Origin of the sequence: Vibrio sp. GLN_1, assembly GCF_043106015.1 — a bacterium.
In the GTDB taxonomy this organism is placed as follows: domain Bacteria; phylum Pseudomonadota; class Gammaproteobacteria; order Enterobacterales; family Vibrionaceae; genus Vibrio; species Vibrio parahaemolyticus.
Genome location: NZ_JBICMD010000014.1, coordinates 112022 through 132156, shown reverse-complemented (window position 1 = coordinate 132156; position 20135 = coordinate 112022). Strand labels below are relative to the sequence as shown.

General features: G+C 40.1%; 15 protein-coding genes. 9 read left to right on the top strand and 6 right to left on the bottom strand.

Translation table 11 applies throughout. From position 1 onward, the window contains the following. The first annotated feature begins 13 nt into the window (after positions 1-13). The 7 genes from ACF8OV_RS05540 (at position 14) to galK (ending at position 10114) form a co-directional block, all read left to right on the top strand. Positions 14-1261: a glycosyl hydrolase 53 family protein gene (locus ACF8OV_RS05540; RefSeq protein WP_025789579.1), complete on the top strand. Its 1248-nt coding sequence runs from the start codon at positions 14-16 to the stop codon at positions 1259-1261. Next, complete coding sequence (locus ACF8OV_RS05535; RefSeq protein ID WP_025789578.1) at positions 1261-3327, top strand: beta-galactosidase; 2067 nt, start codon at positions 1261-1263, stop codon at positions 3325-3327. Before ACF8OV_RS05540 ends, ACF8OV_RS05535 begins: the two co-directional genes overlap by 1 nt. A 148-nt stretch (positions 3328-3475) precedes the next feature. After that, entirely contained in the window at positions 3476-4738 is a 1263-nt protein-coding gene (locus ACF8OV_RS05530; protein WP_031501606.1) for a maltoporin, read from the top strand. Between the two features lie 169 nt (positions 4739-4907). Next, positions 4908-6641: a methyl-accepting chemotaxis protein gene (locus ACF8OV_RS05525; protein ID WP_025789576.1), complete on the top strand. Its 1734-nt coding sequence runs from the start codon at positions 4908-4910 to the stop codon at positions 6639-6641. A 43-nt stretch (positions 6642-6684) separates the two neighbouring features. After that, positions 6685-7704: a UDP-glucose 4-epimerase GalE gene (gene galE / locus ACF8OV_RS05520; protein ID WP_025789575.1), complete on the top strand. Its 1020-nt coding sequence runs from the start codon at positions 6685-6687 to the stop codon at positions 7702-7704. Positions 7705-7780: 76 nt separating this feature from the next. Beyond that, positions 7781-8833, top strand: coding sequence for a UDP-glucose--hexose-1-phosphate uridylyltransferase (locus tag ACF8OV_RS05515; RefSeq protein WP_025789574.1), 1053 nt, complete (start codon positions 7781-7783; stop codon positions 8831-8833). Positions 8834-8950: 117 nt separating this feature from the next. Further along, positions 8951-10114 carry a galactokinase gene (gene galK, locus ACF8OV_RS05510; protein ID WP_025789573.1) on the top strand — a complete coding sequence of 388 codons (1164 nt, stop codon included), beginning with the start codon at positions 8951-8953 and terminating at the stop codon, positions 10112-10114. A gap of 88 nt (positions 10115-10202) precedes the next feature. Here the strand turns inward: galK and ACF8OV_RS05505 are convergent, their stop codons facing one another. From ACF8OV_RS05505 to ACF8OV_RS05490, 4 genes are all read right to left on the bottom strand, one after another. After that, entirely contained in the window at positions 10203-10631 is a 429-nt protein-coding gene (locus tag ACF8OV_RS05505; RefSeq protein ID WP_025789572.1) for a hypothetical protein, read from the bottom strand. A gap of 156 nt (positions 10632-10787) precedes the next feature. After that, positions 10788-11273: a hypothetical protein gene (locus ACF8OV_RS05500; RefSeq protein WP_033007198.1), complete on the bottom strand. Its 486-nt coding sequence runs from the start codon at positions 11271-11273 to the stop codon at positions 10788-10790. A 57-nt stretch (positions 11274-11330) separates the two neighbouring features. Continuing rightward, entirely contained in the window at positions 11331-13754 is a 2424-nt protein-coding gene (locus ACF8OV_RS05495) for a DEAD/DEAH box helicase family protein (protein WP_025789570.1), read from the bottom strand. A 701-nt stretch (positions 13755-14455) separates the two neighbouring features. Beyond that, a complete protein-coding gene (locus ACF8OV_RS05490) occupies positions 14456-14899 on the bottom strand; it encodes a hypothetical protein (RefSeq protein WP_025789569.1) in 444 nt (147 codons plus the stop codon). A gap of 189 nt (positions 14900-15088) precedes the next feature. On the opposite strand from ACF8OV_RS05490, the gene ACF8OV_RS05485 reads away from it, so the two are divergent. Both ACF8OV_RS05485 and ACF8OV_RS05480 read left to right on the top strand, forming a co-directional pair. Next, a complete protein-coding gene (locus ACF8OV_RS05485) occupies positions 15089-15472 on the top strand; it encodes a hypothetical protein (protein ID WP_025789568.1) in 384 nt (127 codons plus the stop codon). A gap of 20 nt (positions 15473-15492) precedes the next feature. Then, positions 15493-15768, top strand: a complete 276-nt coding sequence (locus ACF8OV_RS05480; RefSeq protein ID WP_006071685.1) for a hypothetical protein — start codon at positions 15493-15495, stop codon at positions 15766-15768. Between the two features lie 235 nt (positions 15769-16003). Here ACF8OV_RS05480 and ACF8OV_RS05475 read toward each other — a convergent pair whose 3' ends face one another. Beyond that, positions 16004-17764: a UvrD-helicase domain-containing protein gene (locus ACF8OV_RS05475; RefSeq protein ID WP_025789567.1), complete on the bottom strand. Its 1761-nt coding sequence runs from the start codon at positions 17762-17764 to the stop codon at positions 16004-16006. Beyond that, positions 17764-19755 (bottom strand): ATP-dependent endonuclease, encoded by a 1992-nt coding sequence (locus ACF8OV_RS05470; protein WP_228490434.1) that lies wholly within the window; start codon positions 19753-19755, stop codon positions 17764-17766. The genes ACF8OV_RS05475 and ACF8OV_RS05470 overlap by 1 nt, the downstream gene beginning before the upstream one ends. Between the last annotated feature and the right edge of the window lie 380 nt (positions 19756-20135).

Genomic DNA, 20135 nt, shown 5'->3' with positions numbered 1-20135 from the left:
TAGAGAGAAAAATATGAATACAAAATTTAAGGTTGCACTTATTAGTGCGGCAGTGGCTTTGGCTGGCTGTCAATCTGTAAATACTTCAAATAATAACAGCTCTGATATTAATGCTGATGTGGATAATACTGTTATAACTGCTCCTGTTATAACTGCTCCAACACTGAGAGCTGATTTTATTCGTGGTATGGATATCTCCATGTTGCCTGAAATAGAAAAATTGGGTGGGAAATATTACCAAGTTGGCAATGAAAAAGATCTGATTAAAATATTAAAAGATAGTGGAGTTAATTCTATTCGCGCACGTTTGTGGGTAGACCCAATGTCAGCCACTGGTGATGTATTTGGTGGCGGTAATAACACGTTAGAGCGTTCCATTGAGCTTGGTAAACGCGCACAAGAAAACGGTATGTCATTCCTGCTTGATATCCATTACAGCGACTTTTGGGCTGACCCTAAAAAGCAACAAAAGCCAAAAGAGTGGGAGCAACTTACGTTTGAGAACCTAACACAGAAAGTCTACGACTATACAGCAGAGGTGATGAAAGCACACCAAGCTGCGGGTGTCGTGCCAGACATGGTTCAAGTTGGTAACGAACTGAATGGTGGCATGCTTTGGCCGGAGGGTAAGAGTTGGGGTCAAGATGGTAAGGAGTTCGACCGCCTGTCACTGCTTTTAAAAACCGGCATCCAAGCGGTTCACGACAACGACAGTGGTAAAGACATTCAAATCATGTTGCACCTCGCTGAAGCCGGTGATAACGGTCTTTTCCGTTGGTGGTTTGATGAAATCACCCAGCGTGGTGTCGATTTTGATGTGATTGGTATGTCTTACTACCCGTGGTGGCACGGCCCAATTGACAAAGTAAAAGCCAATATGAATGACGTCATCAGTCGCTACAACAAGCCTGTTGTCTTGGTCGAAACGTCTTTCCCGTTTACCACTGAGAATGGTGATTCGTTAGGTAATAGCTACTCCGAGGCGGGGCCGATTGAGGGCTACAGTGTGTCAATTGAGGGCCAGGCGCAATACCTGGCTGACATCATGACGCTGTTGAATGAACTGCCTAACGAACTAGGTTTAGGGATTTATTACTGGGAACCCGCATGGTTACCAATCGATGGGGCAACCTGGTCAACAGGCGCTGGCATGGACTATAGCGGGGACAAATGGGACATGGGCAATTCATGGGAGAACCAAGCACTGTTTGATTTTGAAGGTAACGCACTACCGTCATTGAAAGTATTTAAAGGTCAATAATGAACAATAAAAAACACATCATTCCAAAGATAAAAGGCTTGCTCCATGGAGCAGATTACAACCCTGAGCAATGGTTAGACAGACCTGATATTTTAGCGAAAGATATTGAACTGATGAAGCAGACGAATTGTAACGTTATGTCTGTCGGTATCTTCAGTTGGTCTGCTCTTGAGCCTGTTGAAGGTGAGTTTCAGTTTGAATGGCTCGATAACGTACTGGATAACTTGGCAGACAATGGGATTTCTGTATTCCTGGCGACACCGAGTGGCGCGCGTCCTGCCTGGTTGTCTGAACGATACCCTGACGTCCTTCGAGTCAACAGCGCACGTATTAAACAACTGCATGGAGAACGTCATAACCATTGTTACAGCTCACCGAATTACCGTGAGAAAGTGAGCATCATGAACGCTAAATTGGCTGAACGTTACAGTCAACATCCTGCGGTGATAGGCTGGCACGTTTCAAACGAATATGGCGGCGATTGTCACTGTAATTACTGCCAAGAAGAGTTTCGTTTGTGGCTGAAAAACAAATACGGCTCCCTATACAATCTTAATAAGCTGTGGTGGAGTGCGTTCTGGAGTCATACTTACACCAGTTGGGAACAAATTGAATCACCATCTCCCGTTGGTGAGAACTCCGTTCACGCACTGAAGTTAGATTGGAAACGATTCTGTACTGACCGCGTCTCGAACTTCTGTGAGCACGAGATTGCACCGCTCAAGTCGATTAATCCTGATCTGCCTACGACGGCAAACTTCATGGAGTACTTTTACGACTACAACTATTGGGAATTGGCAAAGTCAATTGATGTTGTTTCTTGGGACAGCTATCCGCTTTGGCACCGTGACGGCGATGAAGTTGCGCTCGCTTGCTATACCGGGATGTACCATGATTTGATGCGCACACTGAAAAACCAGCCATTTTTACTCATGGAATCAACCCCAAGCCAAACTAACTGGCAGCCAATCACTAAGCTCAAAAAAGACGGTGTCCATCTGCTTTCCTCATTGCAAGCAGTCGCTCATGGCTCTGATTCTGTTCAGTACTTCCAGTGGCGAAAAAGCCGCGGCTCTGTAGAGAAGTTCCATGGTGCGGTGATCGACCACGTTGGTCATGCAAATACTCGCACTGGTCGAGAAGTGACAGCCGTTGGTGAGTATCTTAAACAAATTAATGATGTGGCGGGAACGAACACGCAGGCCGAAGTGGCGATCATTTTTGATTGGGAAAACCGTTGGGCAATGGATGATGCTTCAGGTCCTCGCAATGAAGGCATGCACTACGAGCAAACCGTGTGTGACCATTATCGAGGTTTTTGGCAGCAAGGTATTAGCTGCGACATTATAGAGCAGCTATGTGATTTTACTCCTTACAAGATCATTGTTGCACCTATGCTGTACTTAATAAAACCTGGCGTAGCAGAACGTCTGGAAGCATTTGTGGAGCAGGGTGGGACGTTAGTCGCGACTTATTGGAGTGGCATCGTTGATCAGAATGACCTGTGCTTCTTGGGAGGTTTCCCTGGTGGAGAAGGCAGCCCATTGCGCCGCACGTTGGGTATTTGGACTGAAGAGATTGACTCACTCTATGACCATGAACGCGTATTGTTTGAAATGGAAACGCACTCTGGTTTTGGCTTCAGTGGTGAATTTAAGGCCAAGCACTTAATGGAACATATTCATTTAGAGACGGCAGACGCTCTGGCTTATTACCGTGAGGATCTATTTGATGCTTGTCCGGTCATTACTAAGAACCAGCTTGGTAAAGGTTGTGCTTATTACATCGCTGCACGTACAGAGACAGAGTTTAACGAGTTATTTTACATCTCTCTTGCTAATTTACATGGAATCCGCAAGCCAATTGAAAACGTGCCTTACGGGGTGTCAGTGACAACTCGTGAAGATGAACAGTCTCGCTATTTGTTCATTATGAACTTTTTGAATGATCCGCGAGATTTGAAAGTTCCGCACGGGAATTGGATAAATGCAAGTACAGGTGACGATATTCAGGAGAATATTAAACTTCAACCCTATCAAGTCATCGTTATCAGAAATTATAAATAGCTATCCCGCCTGATTATTTAGGCGGGCAATGAATAACAATATTTAAAAATAAGATGAAATTCATCTTACGGGTAAGTATTGCCTAAACAAAGGATATGGCGATATTTACCCAGCCAATAACTCAAAAGTAATACAAAAGGAAATTAAAATGAAAAAAGCAACATTGACAGTCGCTATTTTAGGTTCTTTATTCGCCACTCAAGTTTCAGCAGTCGATTTCTACGGTTACGTACGTGCTGGTTTGGGAGCCAGTGCTGATGGAGGCGGTACCAAAGGAGGAGATGAGTTTTATAAAACGACATTGGGTCGCTTGGGTAATGAGTTTGATACTTATTCGGAAATTGGATTAGGCCAAGAGTTATTTAATGCAGATGGTCGTTCAATGTACTTTGAAAGTATGTTTGAAATGTCATCGGAGGGGAACCTAGAGTCTGAAAATAGTAAAGATGACAGTGCCAACTTTGGTATTAAGCAGTTAAATGTTCAAGCTAAAGGCTATATCCCATCTTCTCCTGATGCCGTTATCTGGGCTGGTAAACGCTTTTATCAACGTCATGATATCCACATTATAGACACTAAATACTGGAATATTTCTGGCTACGGTGTGGGTATCGAAAACATCAAGTTAAATACCGGTGCGATTTCAGCAGCGGTTATCCGAGCCGATAATGAGTTGGCCGAGTGGGATGATACTGGCAATAAAACGAGTTACGGAGATTTGAATACTTACTTCTTAGATTTACGTTACGCTGGCTTTAGCCCATGGGAAGGCTCCTGGACTGAATTCGGTGTTGACTATGCAATGGTTAACCCAACGGATGAGCAAGAAGACGCCGCTGAGAACTTCGATAACGGTTTAATGTTAACTGCTGAACTTAGCCAGAGTTTTTCATTGGGGTATAACAAGTTTGTGCTCCAATATATGGACAAAGGACTTGCACAGAACGCTATCTCACAAGGGGGGGGCTGGTATGACATCTGGAGTGGTGATGTCAGCGATGCAAAAGGGTTCCGCTTTATCAGTACTGGTGATTTGAACTTAGGCGAGAATGTCGTGATCAACCATGTTCTAACTTACGGTAACGTGAAAGATCATGGGGACTGGTTAGATAAGGAAGAGTTGTTCTCATTTGTAGCTCGTCCAACTTACAACTGGTCGCCATACAATAAGACTATGTTAGAGGTCGGCTACTTTGACCAAGAAAAAACTTGGGATTCAGGCTCCGAAGACAAGTTTAGTGGCACAAAATTCACTATCGCACACGCCATCTCAACGGGAGAGTCTTTCTTCGCTCGTCCAGAAATCCGATTCTTTGCGACTTATTTGAAAGACAATGAGGGCGACTCATTTGACAACAATAAGAGCAACGACACCATCAACTACGGTGTACAAATTGAGGCTTGGTGGTAATAAATAGAAATTGCCATTTTACTACTTAGATAGGCCTGTTTAGCTCCATTCTGGCCTATCACATCGAAATCCTTTGCCATTTGCTCTTGAATTGGGTCGTATTCAGCCGGAGGGGGCGGAAAATATGTCTATATTTCCATTTCAAGAGCCTTTTTACATGGACTGATGTATGAAACCACTGTCGTTAAAAAATAAGATTATAATCTTATTTGGAATATCATTAATAATTACTATCGTAACTGCTTACTTTAGTGTTAAATATATTATTGGTGATTACATCAATAACTCATACGACAGTCGTATGGTTAGCAATGTAAGATTGATTAGCAGTGAAATTAAACAGTCAATCGAACGCGATATATCGGTGATAGAGAGCCTTGATTTTGGCGTAATTGGTATTCGTGATACTAAGCAAAAACTAGGTTATGAACAAGTTGTCAAGCTTGTCAATAAGACTGCATTAAGTGATAAAGGAAGCTTAGATAAAGAGCAATCCCAATATTATATCGATTTGGCTCGTGACCATCAAGAAGGCATAAAAATAACACAAATTTTTTCTGAAAGTGGTCAGGCAAAAGTAATTATTTCGAAAAAGAAACATAGTGTAGTAGATTTTTTCACTATCAACTTGAGTTTGATTGGGGAACTTATACAGCGCTATAGTGTTCCAGGCGTTTACTTTGAACTACTCGATGAACAAAGCAATTCTATTTATTCAACTGGAAAGTTAAATTTAGAATTAAAGCAAACTGATGTTGTTACTGTTGCTGGTTCAAATTGGTATTTACGCTCGTATATTGACTACAGATATATCAAAAAGATTATCGATGGTATAAACCAAGATATTACAAAGTATATGTCACTTTGCGCTTTTATTATGCTGGTTATTAGTTTGATAATTCTTAATTTTCAATTAAACCCGCTATCTAAGTTAAAGAATTTAGTGGAGAATTTGGCAGGTCATGATGCGGACTTAACCCAACGAATTAATATTAATCGCCAAGATGAAATAGGCCATATCTCTAACTCAGTGAATTGTTTTATAGATAATCTACAGGCTTTATTTAAAAAAATATCCAGGTCAAACGTCGCTTTAAACGGCGCCAGAGAAGAACTTGATGTTCAAATTGGACGGAATGTTTCTACTGTCTCCCGTTACAGCAAGCAAAGTGAGAGTCTGTCTGATGCTATAAATGATATTCGACTGTCATCATTAGATATTCAGCAACAAACTCAACAAGCAATGGAGTTAGCGCAGCAAGTAAGTAGTCGGGTGAGTGAAGCGGTCGTTAAAGGCAATATTGCTGAAAATATTGTGATCACCTTAGGTGAGAACACTGACAAAATATCTTCCTCAATCGGCGTGATGGATACTGTCTCTCAGGGGATCAGTAGCATTCTAAGTTCTATTCAGAAAATTGCCGATCAAACTGATTTATTAGCGTTAAATGCTTCCATTGAGGCTGCAAGAGCTGGTGAGTCAGGAAAGGGTTTTGCTGTTGTCGCTGAAGAAGTTCGAATGCTCGCGTCGAAAACTCGAAGCAGCACCATTGAGATTGATGAATTTCTTGTTCAGTTTTCCGACTCGTCGGAGCAACTTATTGGACAAATGTCTCAAGTTCTAAAAAGCAGCGAGCTAAGTCGAAATCGTACGTTAGAAGTTATTGATCAAATTCAACTGGTTGAGAGTGCCGTTAGTGAAATCAATACCATCAATTCTGGCATTTCCCAAGCGTCAGATATTCAGTGTGAAATGATGAAGAAGCTGAACTCGGAGATTGAGCTGTCTAAATCTTTGAGCGATGAAATTACTCACAGTGCAAATGCTATCGCGAGTGTTCATGGAGATATCAGCCGAGTTTCTTCAGCACTAACGAAAGACGTGGCGGTTTTCAAAGTTTAACTACGAAACTAACTAATTTGAAATTATTCAAGGAGAAGCAAAAGTGAAAATTCTTGTTACAGGTGGTCTGGGCTACATCGGCAGTCACACATGCGTGCAGATGATTGAAGCGGGAATGGATCCAATCATCATTGACAACTTGTGCAATGCCAAGGTCGAAGTTCTCAGCAGAATTGAAGCGTTAACAGGCAAGCAACCTACGTTTTATCGAGGCGACGTTCGGGATGAAGACTTCCTGGATTCGGTATTTACGAAACACGAAATCCAAGCTGTGATTCACTTTGCTGGCTTAAAAGCGGTGGGCGAGTCGGTCGTTAAACCATTGGAATATTATGACAACAACGTCAATGGCTCACTGGTATTGGCACGCAGCATGCGTAAAGCGGCCGTAAAAAGTATTGTGTTTAGTTCATCTGCAACGGTTTACGGCGACCCGGACATCGTACCTATCACTGAAGATTCGCCAACTGGCACAACTACCAATCCATATGGCCGCAGTAAATACATGGTGGAAGAGTGTCTGCGTGATCTGTTCAATGCTGAAAATGATTGGAGTATCACTTGGCTGCGTTACTTTAATCCAGTTGGTGCTCATCCGTCTGGCACTATGGGAGAAGATCCACAAGGTATTCCAAACAACCTGATGCCATTTATTGCCCAAGTTGCCGTTGGTCGTCGTGAAAAACTGTCTGTTTTTGGAAACGATTACCCAACACCGGATGGTACGGGAGTTCGTGACTATATCCACGTTATGGACTTAGCTGATGGCCACATTGCTGCACTCAAATCCGTAGGCGCAAAGTCAGGACTACACATTTATAACCTCGGTACAGGTAAAGGCTCAAGCGTGCTCGAAATGGTTGAGGCATTTGGCGTGGCTTGTGGTAATCCAGTTTCTTACGAGCTTTGCCAGCGCAGACCCGGTGATATCGCTGAGTGTTGGGCGAGCACTGAAAAGGCAGAGCGAGACCTTGGCTGGAAAGCAACACGTAGTGTTACGGAAATGACGGCGGATACCTGGTTATGGCAATCAAATAATCCTCAAGGTTATTCCGCTGAGTAATTTAAGCCGATCTGCAGATCCAGTCTCATCGAGATGTGCAGTGAAAAGAACGTATTTTGAAAGTTGAGTAAATAAGATGTCGAATGTTGAATTTAATCCAGTGGATCATCCACACCGTCGTTACAACCCGTTGACTGGTCAATGGGTTTTGGTATCACCACACCGGGCAAAACGTCCATGGAGTGGTGCTGATGAAAAGCCTGCGATGGACGAACTGCCGACTTACGACGGCAAGTGTTTCCTTTGTCCGACCAACGAACGTATTTCAGGTGACGTGAACCCTGATTACCAAGGAACCTATGTGTTCAATAACGATTTTGCGGCTCTGATGGTGGATTCACCAGATGCACCTGAGTCGGACAACCCATTATTCAAAACTCAGGGGGTACGTGGTTTGAGCCGAGTAATCTGCTTCTCACCGGATCACAGCAAAACGTTGCCAGAACTACCAGTGAATAAAATTCGGGATGTGATTGATACATGGAATGAGCAAATTGAAGAGTTAGGTAAAGATTTCATCTGGGTTCAAGCTTTTGAAAACAAGGGTGAGACCATGGGGTGTTCTCAACCACACCCACACGGGCAGATTTGGGCGAACAGCTTTTTACCTAATGAGATCGAACGTAAAGAGCATAACCTAAAAGCGTATTACCAAGAGAAAGGAAGCAACCTACTGGTTGATTACGTTCAGGCTGAGTTAAAAGACGGCTCACGAATTGTTGTTGAAACCGAACACTGGGTTGCGGTTGTACCTTACTGGGCGGCCTGGCCATTCGAAACCATGTTGCTTCCAAAAACACACATTCGCCGCATGTGTGAGTTGAACGATGAGCAACGAGATGATCTCGCTATGGCTATCAAAAAGTTGACCAGCCGTTACGACAACTTGTTCCAGTGCTCTTTCCCTTACTCGATGGGCTGGCATTACGCGCCGTTCTTCGAAGAAGGCACAGATGTTGACCATTGGCAGCTGCATGCGCTGTTTTACCCGCCACTATTACGCAGCTCGACAATTCGTAAATTTATGGTGGGTTATGAAATGTTGGCAGAAAGCCAACGAGATTTAACTGCAGAGCAAGCGTCACAGCGTCTGCGTGATTTAAGTTACGTTCACTACAAAGAGCAGTGATTTAGTAGGTTCTAGGATCCTAGAACCTAAAAAACAGAAAATCAAACAAGTGGTTCACGAGCGCGAATGAACAAAGGGTTCGGGGATCTAAATACAATTTGAAACCGAGATTTAACTATGTCAGATCTAATCCAAAATGTGAAAGCTTCTTTTGAGCAAGTATTGGGCTATGCACCAAGCCATATCATCCAAGCGCCGGGTCGCGTCAATCTGATTGGTGAGCACACTGACTACAATGACGGTTTTGTCCTGCCGTGTGCTATTAACTACCAAACTGTCGTTGCTGCCGCAAAGCGTGACGACAATCTAGTCCGTGTGGTGTCTTTTGATTACGGCAATGCTGTGGATGAATTCGATATTAGCCAGGATATCACTTTTCAAGCAGACAAAATGTGGGTGAACTATATTCGTGGTGTGGTGAAGTGCTTGCTTGATCGTGGTTACTATTTCACTGGCGCTGATATATCAGTCAGCGGAAATGTACCGCAAGGTGCGGGTTTAAGCTCGTCTGCGGCGCTTGAAGTTGTCATCGGTCAAACGTTTAAAGTGTTATTCAATCTGGAAATCAGCCAGACGGAAATCGCGCTTAATGGCCAACAAGCAGAGAACGAATTTGTCGGTTGTAATTGCGGTATCATGGATCAAATGATTTCCGCGGAAGGTCTTGAAAACCACGCAATGCTTTTGGACTGCCGTAGCCTTGAAACGGAGCTAGTATCAATGCCAGCAGATATGGCGGTCGTGATCATCAACTCGAATAAAAAGCGTGGTCTGGTTGATAGTGAATACAACACGCGTCGTCAGCAATGTGAAGAGGCGGCACGTACTTTTGGAGTTAAGGCACTGCGAGATGTGACTATTGAGCAGTTCAACGAAAAAGTCTATGAGCTAAATGAAATAGTAGCAAAACGTGCGCGTCACGTGATCACTGAAAACAATCGCACAGTCGAAGCGGCAAAAGCGCTCCGTTCGCATAATATTAAACGCATGAGTGAACTTATGGCTCAGTCACATGCTTCGATGCGTGATGATTTCGATATTACAGTCAAAGAGATTGACACTCTGGTTGAAATGGTTAAAAACGTGATTGGCGAGCAGGGCGGCGTACGTATGACTGGTGGTGGTTTCGGCGGTTGTGTAGTGGCATTGGTTCCGCAAACGCTGGTTGACGAAGTGAAAGCAACCGTTGAATCTAAGTATGAAGCTGCGACGGGCCTGAAAGAATCAATTTACGTTTGTCAGGCAAAAGAAGGCGCTGGTCTTGTTGAAGTCTATAAGTGAAACAGGTAAGTTACTAAGTAAAGCCAGCTTGCAAACGCTGGCATAGTTCAATCTGGGAAAAGAACAACAAAGAGAAATGTTCACGATTTTATGAAGTTCGATTAGGCTGAACGTGATTTAGCCAGTCGTTAATTGAGAAGGAACAACAGAAACCATCTATTTCGGAGTTGTTATCAACATCATCAAAAAGATAAAGTTGAAGTTGCCCATTATCAGTTATATTTCTAAAGTGAGATTTATTGAGAGCAAACACTACGTTTAAAATGTCTTCCTCACTTTCAATCTGACATAGAAGCATGCTTGAAAAGGTTGCCATAATAGCAGAACCATCATTCAATTTTACATACGAAAGGAGTACTAGCTCCATAGATTGTGCAAAAGTAAGGCACAGGTCTAGTGGCGAAGTGATATGTAACTTTCTGCCGTTTAAACGAATGTCATGACTAGTGAATAGAGGGCGGTTAATCAAAGAAATTTGATTATTTGACTGTTCTTGATAGCTCTTCAAATTTTGCATAATAAATCCTTAATAAACTTACCCCAAAAACTTCGTTTATTGTAGATTTATTAAGTGACACGCGGGGTGTTTAACACGTCTGTTTTTAAATTATAACTGATGATGATTAAAGTCAATTAAATTCTATAAAAAGTGAAGGTTTATTATTTTAATTATTTAATCATCACAATAGAGTTCTTCGTAATCGATAAGATGCATGTTTCTATCAATCCGTTTTAAATCTTCAAAAGCAAAAAATTTCTTAGCTAATCGAATGGCGTAATAAGGTTCGGTCGTATTTGAAAGTATTAACTCTCGACTATGAGGAACATGGACAAACTCAATACTGCCAAATCTAGTCTTATAAAAGCCCGATTCACCCGTTGTGCCGAGAATTAAAATCATCGGGATCTGAGAGATAACACTCCATCTTGAAAGGGCATCTTCGAAAGATATATAACACAGTTCGCCTTCTCGCAGTGACAAAGCTAGTTTGTCAAAGAAATCAGGCGGCAATGTCGAACGCAAGTAAACAAATCGCTCAAAATCAATACTGACGATGTAGTCGTTTTTTGCAATGATCTGCTCAATATCATCACTTCTAAAGATTGAGCAGATCTCATCACGTCTATAGATAAACTTTTCTTTACGCCGATACTGCATTTCGAAAATCATTTTCATAGATTAAAAGGTAGAATTGCTTAAAACCGAACAGAATGATTACATAATAGCTTGTTTTATATCAAGTGAAGTTTCATAATAATCATGTTTATTGAGTATCGATGGATACGCGTGTGAATTTAACCAGATGTTATACTTTCTATAATTCCCGTTTGTTTTATGATCAACTTCAGTGTCAAACCCGAGTTTAGAAAGAAAATCATTTATTGCCCGTGTTTTATAGCCTTCAGAATGTGACTGTGAAGTGATGGGCTTCAACATAGTATTCATCGAACTCAGTTTTTTACAGAGTGCGGAATTACCATTTAATAACTGGTTGATGATATCATAAGCTTCATAATAACTGGATTTAGGGATAGAATGCTTCTGGTCAATACGTTCAATAGATATGTTTAAAGTTTTAAAAAGAACATTCATCAGATTAAAAAGGGGCTGGTCTGATGTTTTAGTCTGGCGCCACTCAGTATATTCTTGCAAATGTTCTAATAACGAAGCTTTGTTTCTAGAAAATGAGATTGCGTCGTCAGTCAAATAATCAATTTGAATATGCAACCTTTCTGAAATCACTCTCTTTTCAGCAGCACTCAGTTGCAAGTTGTTTGCTTGGCCTGATTGAATGACTTCATTAGCTTCATCCAGGTCAGTGACATGTTCAGGCGCGTTATAAATCGATTCGTTAACTGAGGCCCTGTATACTTCTTCAAGCTGCTTTTGCAGCAGAGATTCATTGGCATCTTGTTTTGCGTAGTATTCTTCAGCGTTAACTCGAAAACCTAACGCTGTCGCGGTGCGCTTTAAAGATAAAGGCATATTATGGCGCGTATGCGTCGAGATATGATGGATAACGTGCTGCATGTGTTCGAAAGTAAACGAACTATTGATTGGTTTACCAGAAGAATCTATGTTTTTGTACTCATAGGGGATAACGTTGTCGGTTTGAATACCGTAAGTAATTTCCTTTGCTTGGCGAAACCTTCTCCCCATCTGAATGAGTCCCTTAGGTGTGAGTATGCTATGTGATATAACTAAAACCTTATCTGTGTAATTGGTTTCGATACTGACTGCTGAATCGATGTAGGGCGAGTATAAGATTTGCTTGTACAAGAAACATGAAACGTTTGGGGTAGCTAGATATTTACGTACAGCATCAGTATTACAAGTATCACGGGTAACCACTAGATACCCAGCTTCCAGTGCTTTTTCAGCACAGCCTTTACCTGAAGATTTAAGGCCGATCGAAAACAAATATTGGTACAAAGCTTCTTTCTTATCGAAAGCAATCACCTGATAAGCGTTATCTTCGTTCCTGATTGCGTTCAGTACGGTATCTCTATTCACGAGGTTGATGTTGATGTCAGAATATTTTCCGCCCTCGACTTTATAGAACTGATAATCGTGAATTCCTGTAGACTTAACTAATTCAGCCGTGATGCAGTTAGTGCTGTCAGCATCCATCATGATAACTTGCTTCGCGTAGGTGATGACCGTTTTTAAAGCGTTAAATGATTTTGCTTTCAGTCGTTCATTTTTATAATGATTACCGTCGAGTGATAAGAAGCCTTTTTCGCTCTCATCGAAGATAACTAAATCGCAGCCGAGTACATACTGCAGCATGTTAGGCAGTGAGTTTGTGGTTGAAACGATGATTTGTGCCTCTTCAAGCTTTCTTAATGACTTAGTGTTGTGATTTGCTTCCTTCGCATTGGGTAGCAGCGTTGAGATCTTATAATTTATGTTATTATTGATTTCGTTTTTATGAGCAATGATGGCAACTCTTAAGTTCGAATCCTTTTTCAGAAGATCACGAAGATAATTATCAATGACATACGTTGTTTTCCCCGTCCCTGTTTCAGCAGAGATAACATTAACTCGGTTTAACGATAAGTCGATGTTGTTTAAACAGGAAACCGTCTTTGCTTCTGAAAAGTTCAGGGACAGAGTGATCGCTTCATTCTCCTTTAGCCTGACGGAGCGTAAACGCTGATTGATCTCATCGTCACTGATTTCAAAGAATGTTGAAGCAAAAGACTTCACAAAATCAATAGATGCAGAAGACGTTTGCACAGCTTTTCTGAGCAGCTTGAACGCATGCTCTATTAACTCATCACTGTTGATGTCTAGCTTACATGCCTGAGACGTTAAGTAGACTTCTTGAAATATAGGGAGCATATCGATCAAATCTATCGGGTGGCCTGAGATGAGCAACTCCTTTTTAAATCGGATGGCTGTGGCTATGGCATCGATGATTTCGTGTAAATCAGTCGATGCGTAAATACAGATTGAACTCACACAACGGTTGTAGACGTGGTTATTAATGAGTACTTCACTCGGAGATCGTATAGCTAAGTCATCACGTGCTTCGGTATCTTTTATAACATCCTTTTCATTCTTAGTAATGTGAAGTCTAATATTTTTGTTTTTTAAAGGTGTAGCTGTGCTGATATTTTTATAATAATATTCCATGATTTAATCTCGATTAATTAGTTTTTAAAATTCTAATTAATAAATAACGACAAAATCAATCTATTTTTTAATATTTTTTATAATGTCTATTTATTCTTTGTATTTCAATGATTTAATTGTTATTGGTTTTTATATTTTAATTTTAATATTCGATGATATTAAAATTAAAATATAAAGGCTAAATGAGTTCTTACGTTGTTAATAATATTATTTAAATAATATTACTCCCATGTATAACGAACTGTTCAGGTTGTAACTTAGTGTATTTAAGTTTAGAAATATGACTTACTTTGACTTATGATCGTATAACAATGTGTCCATTTCTGTATTGTATATATAATAGAGAAATGTAGATGTGGACACTGAGAGCCTGTATTCCTAAACATAAACTCTTAATTGTCATTGAATTATTGAAATATGCATGCGGTAGCATGCTAAATTTGCTGGTTGTTCATTTTGAGTAAAAGTTAACCTTTGAATGGCTATCGACCTATGTGTCCACATTCTCAAATGTATATATAATAATAAATGGAGAAGTGGACACTCAAAATTAAGCATTAAATCTATATGCCACTTGCGAGGTACTATGCATCAGTAGGTAGACTCGCTCTTTGAGCGAGAGTTTCAATAGATGAGTACGTGATCATAACTCCAGTAAACGAATGGTGATACTTAATGATATTTAGACTTAAACTCTTAAACTAAAGGTTGTCATCCTCAACGATTTCATCGGTTTTAAAGTCTTTCTTAGTCAGTTTTGTACCATTTTCACTATTGTATCTTTCAATTGCTGCCGCCAGTTCACGTGATGCTTTACCTTGGGATCTTTCTTTAAAAACATCTTCTCCTACTTTAAATTTAACAAGTGGTGCTGGTTTTCGCTTCGTTGCGGTAGAAGACTTTGAACCTGTTAAAATTTTATACTTTTTTTCGAGTTCGTGAGGGATTTCAAAGTCAATTACTTGTAAAGCGTGTATGGCTGCTTCAACAGCCTTCACTTCTTGCGCAGTATTAAGCTCATCTATAACGTGGCTAACTCTATCACGGATTGCTTCTAACTCTCCCAGAGATAGTTCTAAGCCTCGGATATTATTGCGACTATTAAATATTTCTATGGCTGCTTCTTGTTTTTCAGTCAATGTCATTAGTTTTATTCCTATTAGATGTACAATTGCCAATACTCCAATTTTAAACCAAACTTAAAAAGTGTGGAAGTTTTTAATGATTAAAAAATTTTTGTTTGATTTATATTTTTGTTTTTATATTTACAATGGTTTTTAAATGTGGTTTATTAAAAGGGCATTAAGCATCTTATTGATTTAAAGGTTACCAAAATGAATCGTCGTAAATATGTATATAAAAACCCAAAACTAAACCTTGTTAAAAGTCGTTTAAATGATGGTTTAAACCCCAGTGTTGATTTAAATCCTTTTGATGATTATTTAATCTCAGATTGCGAAGCATTACTTAAAGCGAACAGTTTAACTGTTGAAGAACAGCAGCAGCATAGAATTAAACCAAACGCATCATTCTCCAATAAAAAATCGGCTAACTGTATGTTGTCGAGTCAATACCATATTAAAACGGATAGACTCCAATCAGCGCAAAGCAACCAAACACAGAAAGAATCTCGTGTCCCTGGACTCTATGGTTGCAATCGTTACAAATCAAAACGAAAAGAGCAAGTCAAAGAAAGTGAAATGTTTTGTTTCTTTTAATGTGAATCGGGATAGATATTATGACGAAGCAGCATCAATGTGAACAAATGCCTGAGGAAGTTCAAGTGTACTATACAGATCACTACACAACTGAAGAACAATGGTTTTTGTTTGTCTCTGAAACCGCAACAGAAATGGATCTAGAATTAAGTCATGAACTTAATGAGGTAGGAGAGTTGCTGTGGCAAACTGCTTTTAACATCATTCATTGTCCGTATTGCGGCTTGAAATTTGAAAAAACTACACAGAAGGTTACTGCTCATTTTCATAAAGCTGTTAACTATAAACTGATTTAGTCGCTTTACTTTTGTATTTGTCATGCTTATCAGCATGACTAAAACCCTAATTTTGAGAAGCGGTTAGGCCTTGTTTGAGCTTTGATAGAACCGCTCATAGCAATCTATGATCACAGAAATCTATGCTCTCGGTAAACTCAGCTTAGCCCCAAAATGCGTTAGGTCAACACAATATTGAAATTAATATAGATAACGTAAAATATGCTCAATTTTTGAATTTGACCTTTGTAAATGTCTAAAGTAAGTGAAATCCCATATCTTTTAATCTTGTTTTATCAGCATCATTTAAAGTTTTCACAGCCCATATTAAACAGTGTTTAGGCCTTGATGAGGCAACATATGCGAACCTAGCAGCTTCACTGCTTTGACTATCAATCCAACTGCGCCAATGAGAACCAGGCTGCCCGCCCGCGCGTGCCGTTGAAATTAACATGGTGACATCGTGTGTTTCGCCTTTCGCTCCATGAATTGTAGTCTTTCGGTGCAATGTTGTTGTTTTAGTTGTTTGTCCTAAAAATGTGTCAACTTGGTTGCCTGCTTGACCAGAGGGCGATGCCAAATTTACATTATTTAGTGGGGATATGACTTGGGCAATCTCTTGTATGATGAACTTTTGACTTGATAGGTTTCGAACTAATGTTTTAGCACTACGTACCCAATTTGACCAAGAACCTGTCATTTGTTTTAGGTTATTATTGGTGAAATACTTAAGTGATGAACATAAAAACCTTCTCCATGCTAGGTTTGAGTCTATGCTTTGTGGACAATTGAAACTGTTTGGTTTAATGCACTCTTGTAGATGGTGGCGAATAAACTCCGATAATAGTGTCATGGATTTTTCTAATGCATCCATGTCATCGGGGTCAAATAGCTTTATTGCTAATGCTAGCTTCTGGACGTTGTTTAGCTTCGAAGCAGAAGTTTGAAATTTTTGTAGGATTGAGTGCCCTCTAGAGATAATAGTGTTGTTTTTATAACCGTTACATAGTTTTTCAAATGTACTAATCAGTTCCGTTGGGCAGCTATCATACTGGGCAATGAAACACTTTGGTTCCAACCACGTAACTTGCCCAATAATATCTCTACGACCTGTTAGTTTTTCACATAAGTTGATGATATTTTGACAACTTCGGAAATTGCTAGTTAGCTCAAGTGAAACGAAATCGTTGTTTCCTACAAATTTACTGATCTCCTCGGGGTCAACGTCTCTAAATCCATATATAGCTTGGTGAAGGTCGCCAACAAAATGCAGTTTAATACCAACATCTGAGAGACATTGTAGAATCATAAGCTGCTCAAAAGAAAGATCTTGGCACTCATCGACAATTATTAACGGATATTTTTTTGCGAATAGTTGAACAAATTTTTCAAATTTCTCTTCGGTAAGTGCTTTCAGTGCTAAATACTCAATGTCTCTATAAGTTGCGTAGCCAGCAGCAAGCATTCGATTTTTGGTTTCTTTTAGATCTCTTTCTTGCCAGCTTTCAAGGGTAACCGCATTTAGTTCTCGATCTTTGATTGAATCCCCAGTATCGAAGATATATCCACCTTTTTTCAAGTCCATAGAATAGTGATGTGCATGTATATTGCCGCGACGAGCTATGCCCCACCTTGTTCTAAAACCTAAAGTTGAAGTTCCTTCAATGATGCGAATTGTACAATCACCAGCTTGCCCGCTAAATCCAGTCAACTGAGTTGCTAAAGGGTTAACAATATTCTTGTAGATAAAACTATCGAACGTCCCCAAAAAGTGAGGAAAGAGACTGCGTCCAATTGGCAAATATTTCGTAACTCTATTTTTTAATTCGTCAGTTGCACTATTTGCAAAAGATAATACAGCCATACCTCCTGGATACTTACGCCATCTTTTGGCTTCTGTAGCTACTTTTGCTGCTACTACTTCAGTCTTTCCGCTACCTGGGCAAGCTTCTAAAAAAACGTGTCTATTAATATCTGATTCGATATAAGCCTGTTGCTCTTCAGTGAACTCGAACATTACTCTTGCTCCTCTGTTTTCTCCAGAGAACAAGACCAAAGAATGGCATCTTCAATGTATTTAGGAACGCTAATGTTTAGTTTTTCTTTTTCAATTTTATCGGTGAAAACTTGAGCAAAAATACCTTTGCCAACTTTAACGTCATCAATGCGCTTCAGAATTTCGTGGGCAGATACGGATTTTTCCTCAGACGTTTTCGTTGTCCATTCTTGGCCAGCAATCTGATTGAGAGTATCTATTACATCGCTATTCCCTGTTTTAGGTTTTGGCCAAAGCGAAGCGACAACCTCAGCCATTATTGCTACGTTATTACCTTCCATAGCCAAATCGTACTCTAGCGTCTTATACTTACTGACAAACAAGCGAGCGTGTTCAGATGAGTTGATTGAATCAACTAATTTAATAGCATGGTTCATGCCTTCAAGTAGATGTGAATCGTGTGGAATAAAGTCGATTTCTTTATCAATAGTTTCATCTTCATTTTCTTCGCTAGCGACTTGGATAGTTTGTTTCTTTGGAGGGTCTAGATCTGTAACGCCAGCACAGCGAACTGGTATATTTACGCCTTCTTGATCTTCTTCATCTTCGAGGCCTGTTAAATTGCAATATAGTCTTATGAAATGCTTAAAATAAATGCCATTAAGGTTGATGGTTGAAACTCCCAGATCTTCTAAATTCTTTTTCCCGTCACTTTGCTCTTTTAGAACCTCCTTCGCCAGAATGGGAAACAACATTTGTTCTGCAATTCCCTCAACAAGAATGAGACCACTTGCGAACAACAAGTTTGACTTAGTTACATCCAACCATCGGTTGATAAACTGTATACTTCCGTCAGGAAGTCCACATGAACGCAACGGTGTGGCTGTTGGTGAACTAGATTTAGATAGGTGTATTATTGAGTCGATTTCCACAGAAGAAGCCAAGACGGTTGAGTGACTGGTGACTATGACTTGAACATTGTTATTTTTATCTGCAACTGACTTTAGATAATTTAGAAGCCTAATCTGCAATTGAGGGTGTAAGTGAGCTTCTGGCTCTTCAATTAGCAATAATTTAAACAGGGGTTGTTCGTCTTCTCCATCATCGTCATTAAGGGTTAGCTCTGCAAGGATTGATGCTATGTATAGTAGGTTGTTATATCCAAGGCTATTTTGATTTAAGCTTCGGAATAAATCTTGGTCATCCGCTGACATGTCAGGGAAAAATAGGAGCGTCAAACTTTCGGCTATTTTGGTAAAGTCGCTTTCAGCAAACTGAATTCGAGTTTTCTGTCCAAAATGATGACCTATTGCGTTGACTAAGTGTTCAGTAATAAGTTCGTTTGCTCCTTTAATGCTCAAGCTTTCATCTGTAACCAGAGTGTCGTTAAAGTTTTTGAATTGCTCCTCTAAAGGGTGAGGAGTATTGTTTTTTTTACATTCTTTTAATTCTTTGCGGTTAATTGCCTTGAGTAATTTAGATAAGCGTGATTGCCTACCATTGGTGAGTTTAGATTCAGCATCTCTCAATGGTGGCAAGTAAATGCATTGAATTAAGTCGAGTAACTCAGGATCGAATTGTGTGCTTCGAGAGGAGCCTCCCCAAACTAGCTTTTTGTATCTTCCTCTGACTTCTCTATTCTCTGCTTGTAGGTTTAGGACAGCAGTGTCTGTACCACCACTCCAAGGTAGCAATGCAACTTTTTCATCTGAGTCTAAACCTTTGAAATGAGCTTTGATTGAGAAAGATGGAGCTATTGGAGAGCCTTGGGTGAATGCAGAGTAAAAGTCATCCTGGCTAATACTATATCGCCCAGACTCTGAGTCCTGGAACAATTGCCGAATTGCACTAATTATAGCGGTTTTGCCTGCACCATTTTCACCTACGATAACATTCAAACCAGGCGAGAAAGGAATTTTGAACTCTTCATCAAAACAACGAAAGCCTTTTACTCGCAACTCATCTAAGTACATACATTCCTCACAAATTACTCCAATAATTACTATGCGCATACTAACATTCTTTAGTACTGATTTTTGTGAGGTGGACAAAACATAACAACGGTATTTAATTGAAAATGTTGAATAATTTTTGGAATTTCCTTCAAATTAAGGTGCTAATATTTTTGCGGGTTACGAGAGAATACTTAGGTTGTGGCATCCAAATAGTGTTTGCGAATATCACTAACAATGAGCGGATCAGGTCTTGCGTTTGCCTTGTCACTTTACTGATACTATTCCTAATCCAAACTATCCGAGCTATAACAAAACCTCTAGCTTATTTATGTCAAAAAGTGAGTCCAGCAATCAGGTTATGTGATCAGGTAATTATATTTTTATTGGCATAAGCCTATCACTTGACCTATACAGGCACCTTAATGGTAGCGGCACAT

Bases quoted from the DNA above. Each gene is read 5' to 3' on its own strand.
- ACF8OV_RS05540 (WP_025789579.1), top strand. From the start codon at position 14: ATGAATACAAAATTTAAGGTTGCACTTATTAGTGCGGCAGTGGCTTTG.
- ACF8OV_RS05535 (WP_025789578.1), top strand. From the start codon at position 1,261: ATGAACAATAAAAAACACATCATTCCAAAGATAAAAGGCTTGCTCCAT.
- ACF8OV_RS05530 (WP_031501606.1), top strand. From the start codon at position 3,476: ATGAAAAAAGCAACATTGACAGTCGCTATTTTAGGTTCTTTATTCGCC.
- ACF8OV_RS05525 (WP_025789576.1), top strand. From the start codon at position 4,908: ATGAAACCACTGTCGTTAAAAAATAAGATTATAATCTTATTTGGAATA.
- ACF8OV_RS05515 (WP_025789574.1), top strand. From the start codon at position 7,781: ATGTCGAATGTTGAATTTAATCCAGTGGATCATCCACACCGTCGTTAC.
- galK (WP_025789573.1), top strand. From the start codon at position 8,951: ATGTCAGATCTAATCCAAAATGTGAAAGCTTCTTTTGAGCAAGTATTG.
- ACF8OV_RS05505 (WP_025789572.1), bottom strand. From the start codon at position 10,631: ATGCAAAATTTGAAGAGCTATCAAGAACAGTCAAATAATCAAATTTCT.
- ACF8OV_RS05500 (WP_033007198.1), bottom strand. From the start codon at position 11,273: ATGCAGTATCGGCGTAAAGAAAAGTTTATCTATAGACGTGATGAGATC.
- ACF8OV_RS05495 (WP_025789570.1), bottom strand. From the start codon at position 13,754: ATGGAATATTATTATAAAAATATCAGCACAGCTACACCTTTAAAAAAC.
- ACF8OV_RS05490 (WP_025789569.1), bottom strand. From the start codon at position 14,899: ATGACATTGACTGAAAAACAAGAAGCAGCCATAGAAATATTTAATAGT.
- ACF8OV_RS05485 (WP_025789568.1), top strand. From the start codon at position 15,089: ATGAATCGTCGTAAATATGTATATAAAAACCCAAAACTAAACCTTGTT.
- ACF8OV_RS05480 (WP_006071685.1), top strand. From the start codon at position 15,493: ATGACGAAGCAGCATCAATGTGAACAAATGCCTGAGGAAGTTCAAGTG.
- ACF8OV_RS05475 (WP_025789567.1), bottom strand. From the start codon at position 17,764: ATGTTCGAGTTCACTGAAGAGCAACAGGCTTATATCGAATCAGATATT.
- ACF8OV_RS05470 (WP_228490434.1), bottom strand. From the start codon at position 19,755: ATGCGCATAGTAATTATTGGAGTAATTTGTGAGGAATGTATGTACTTA.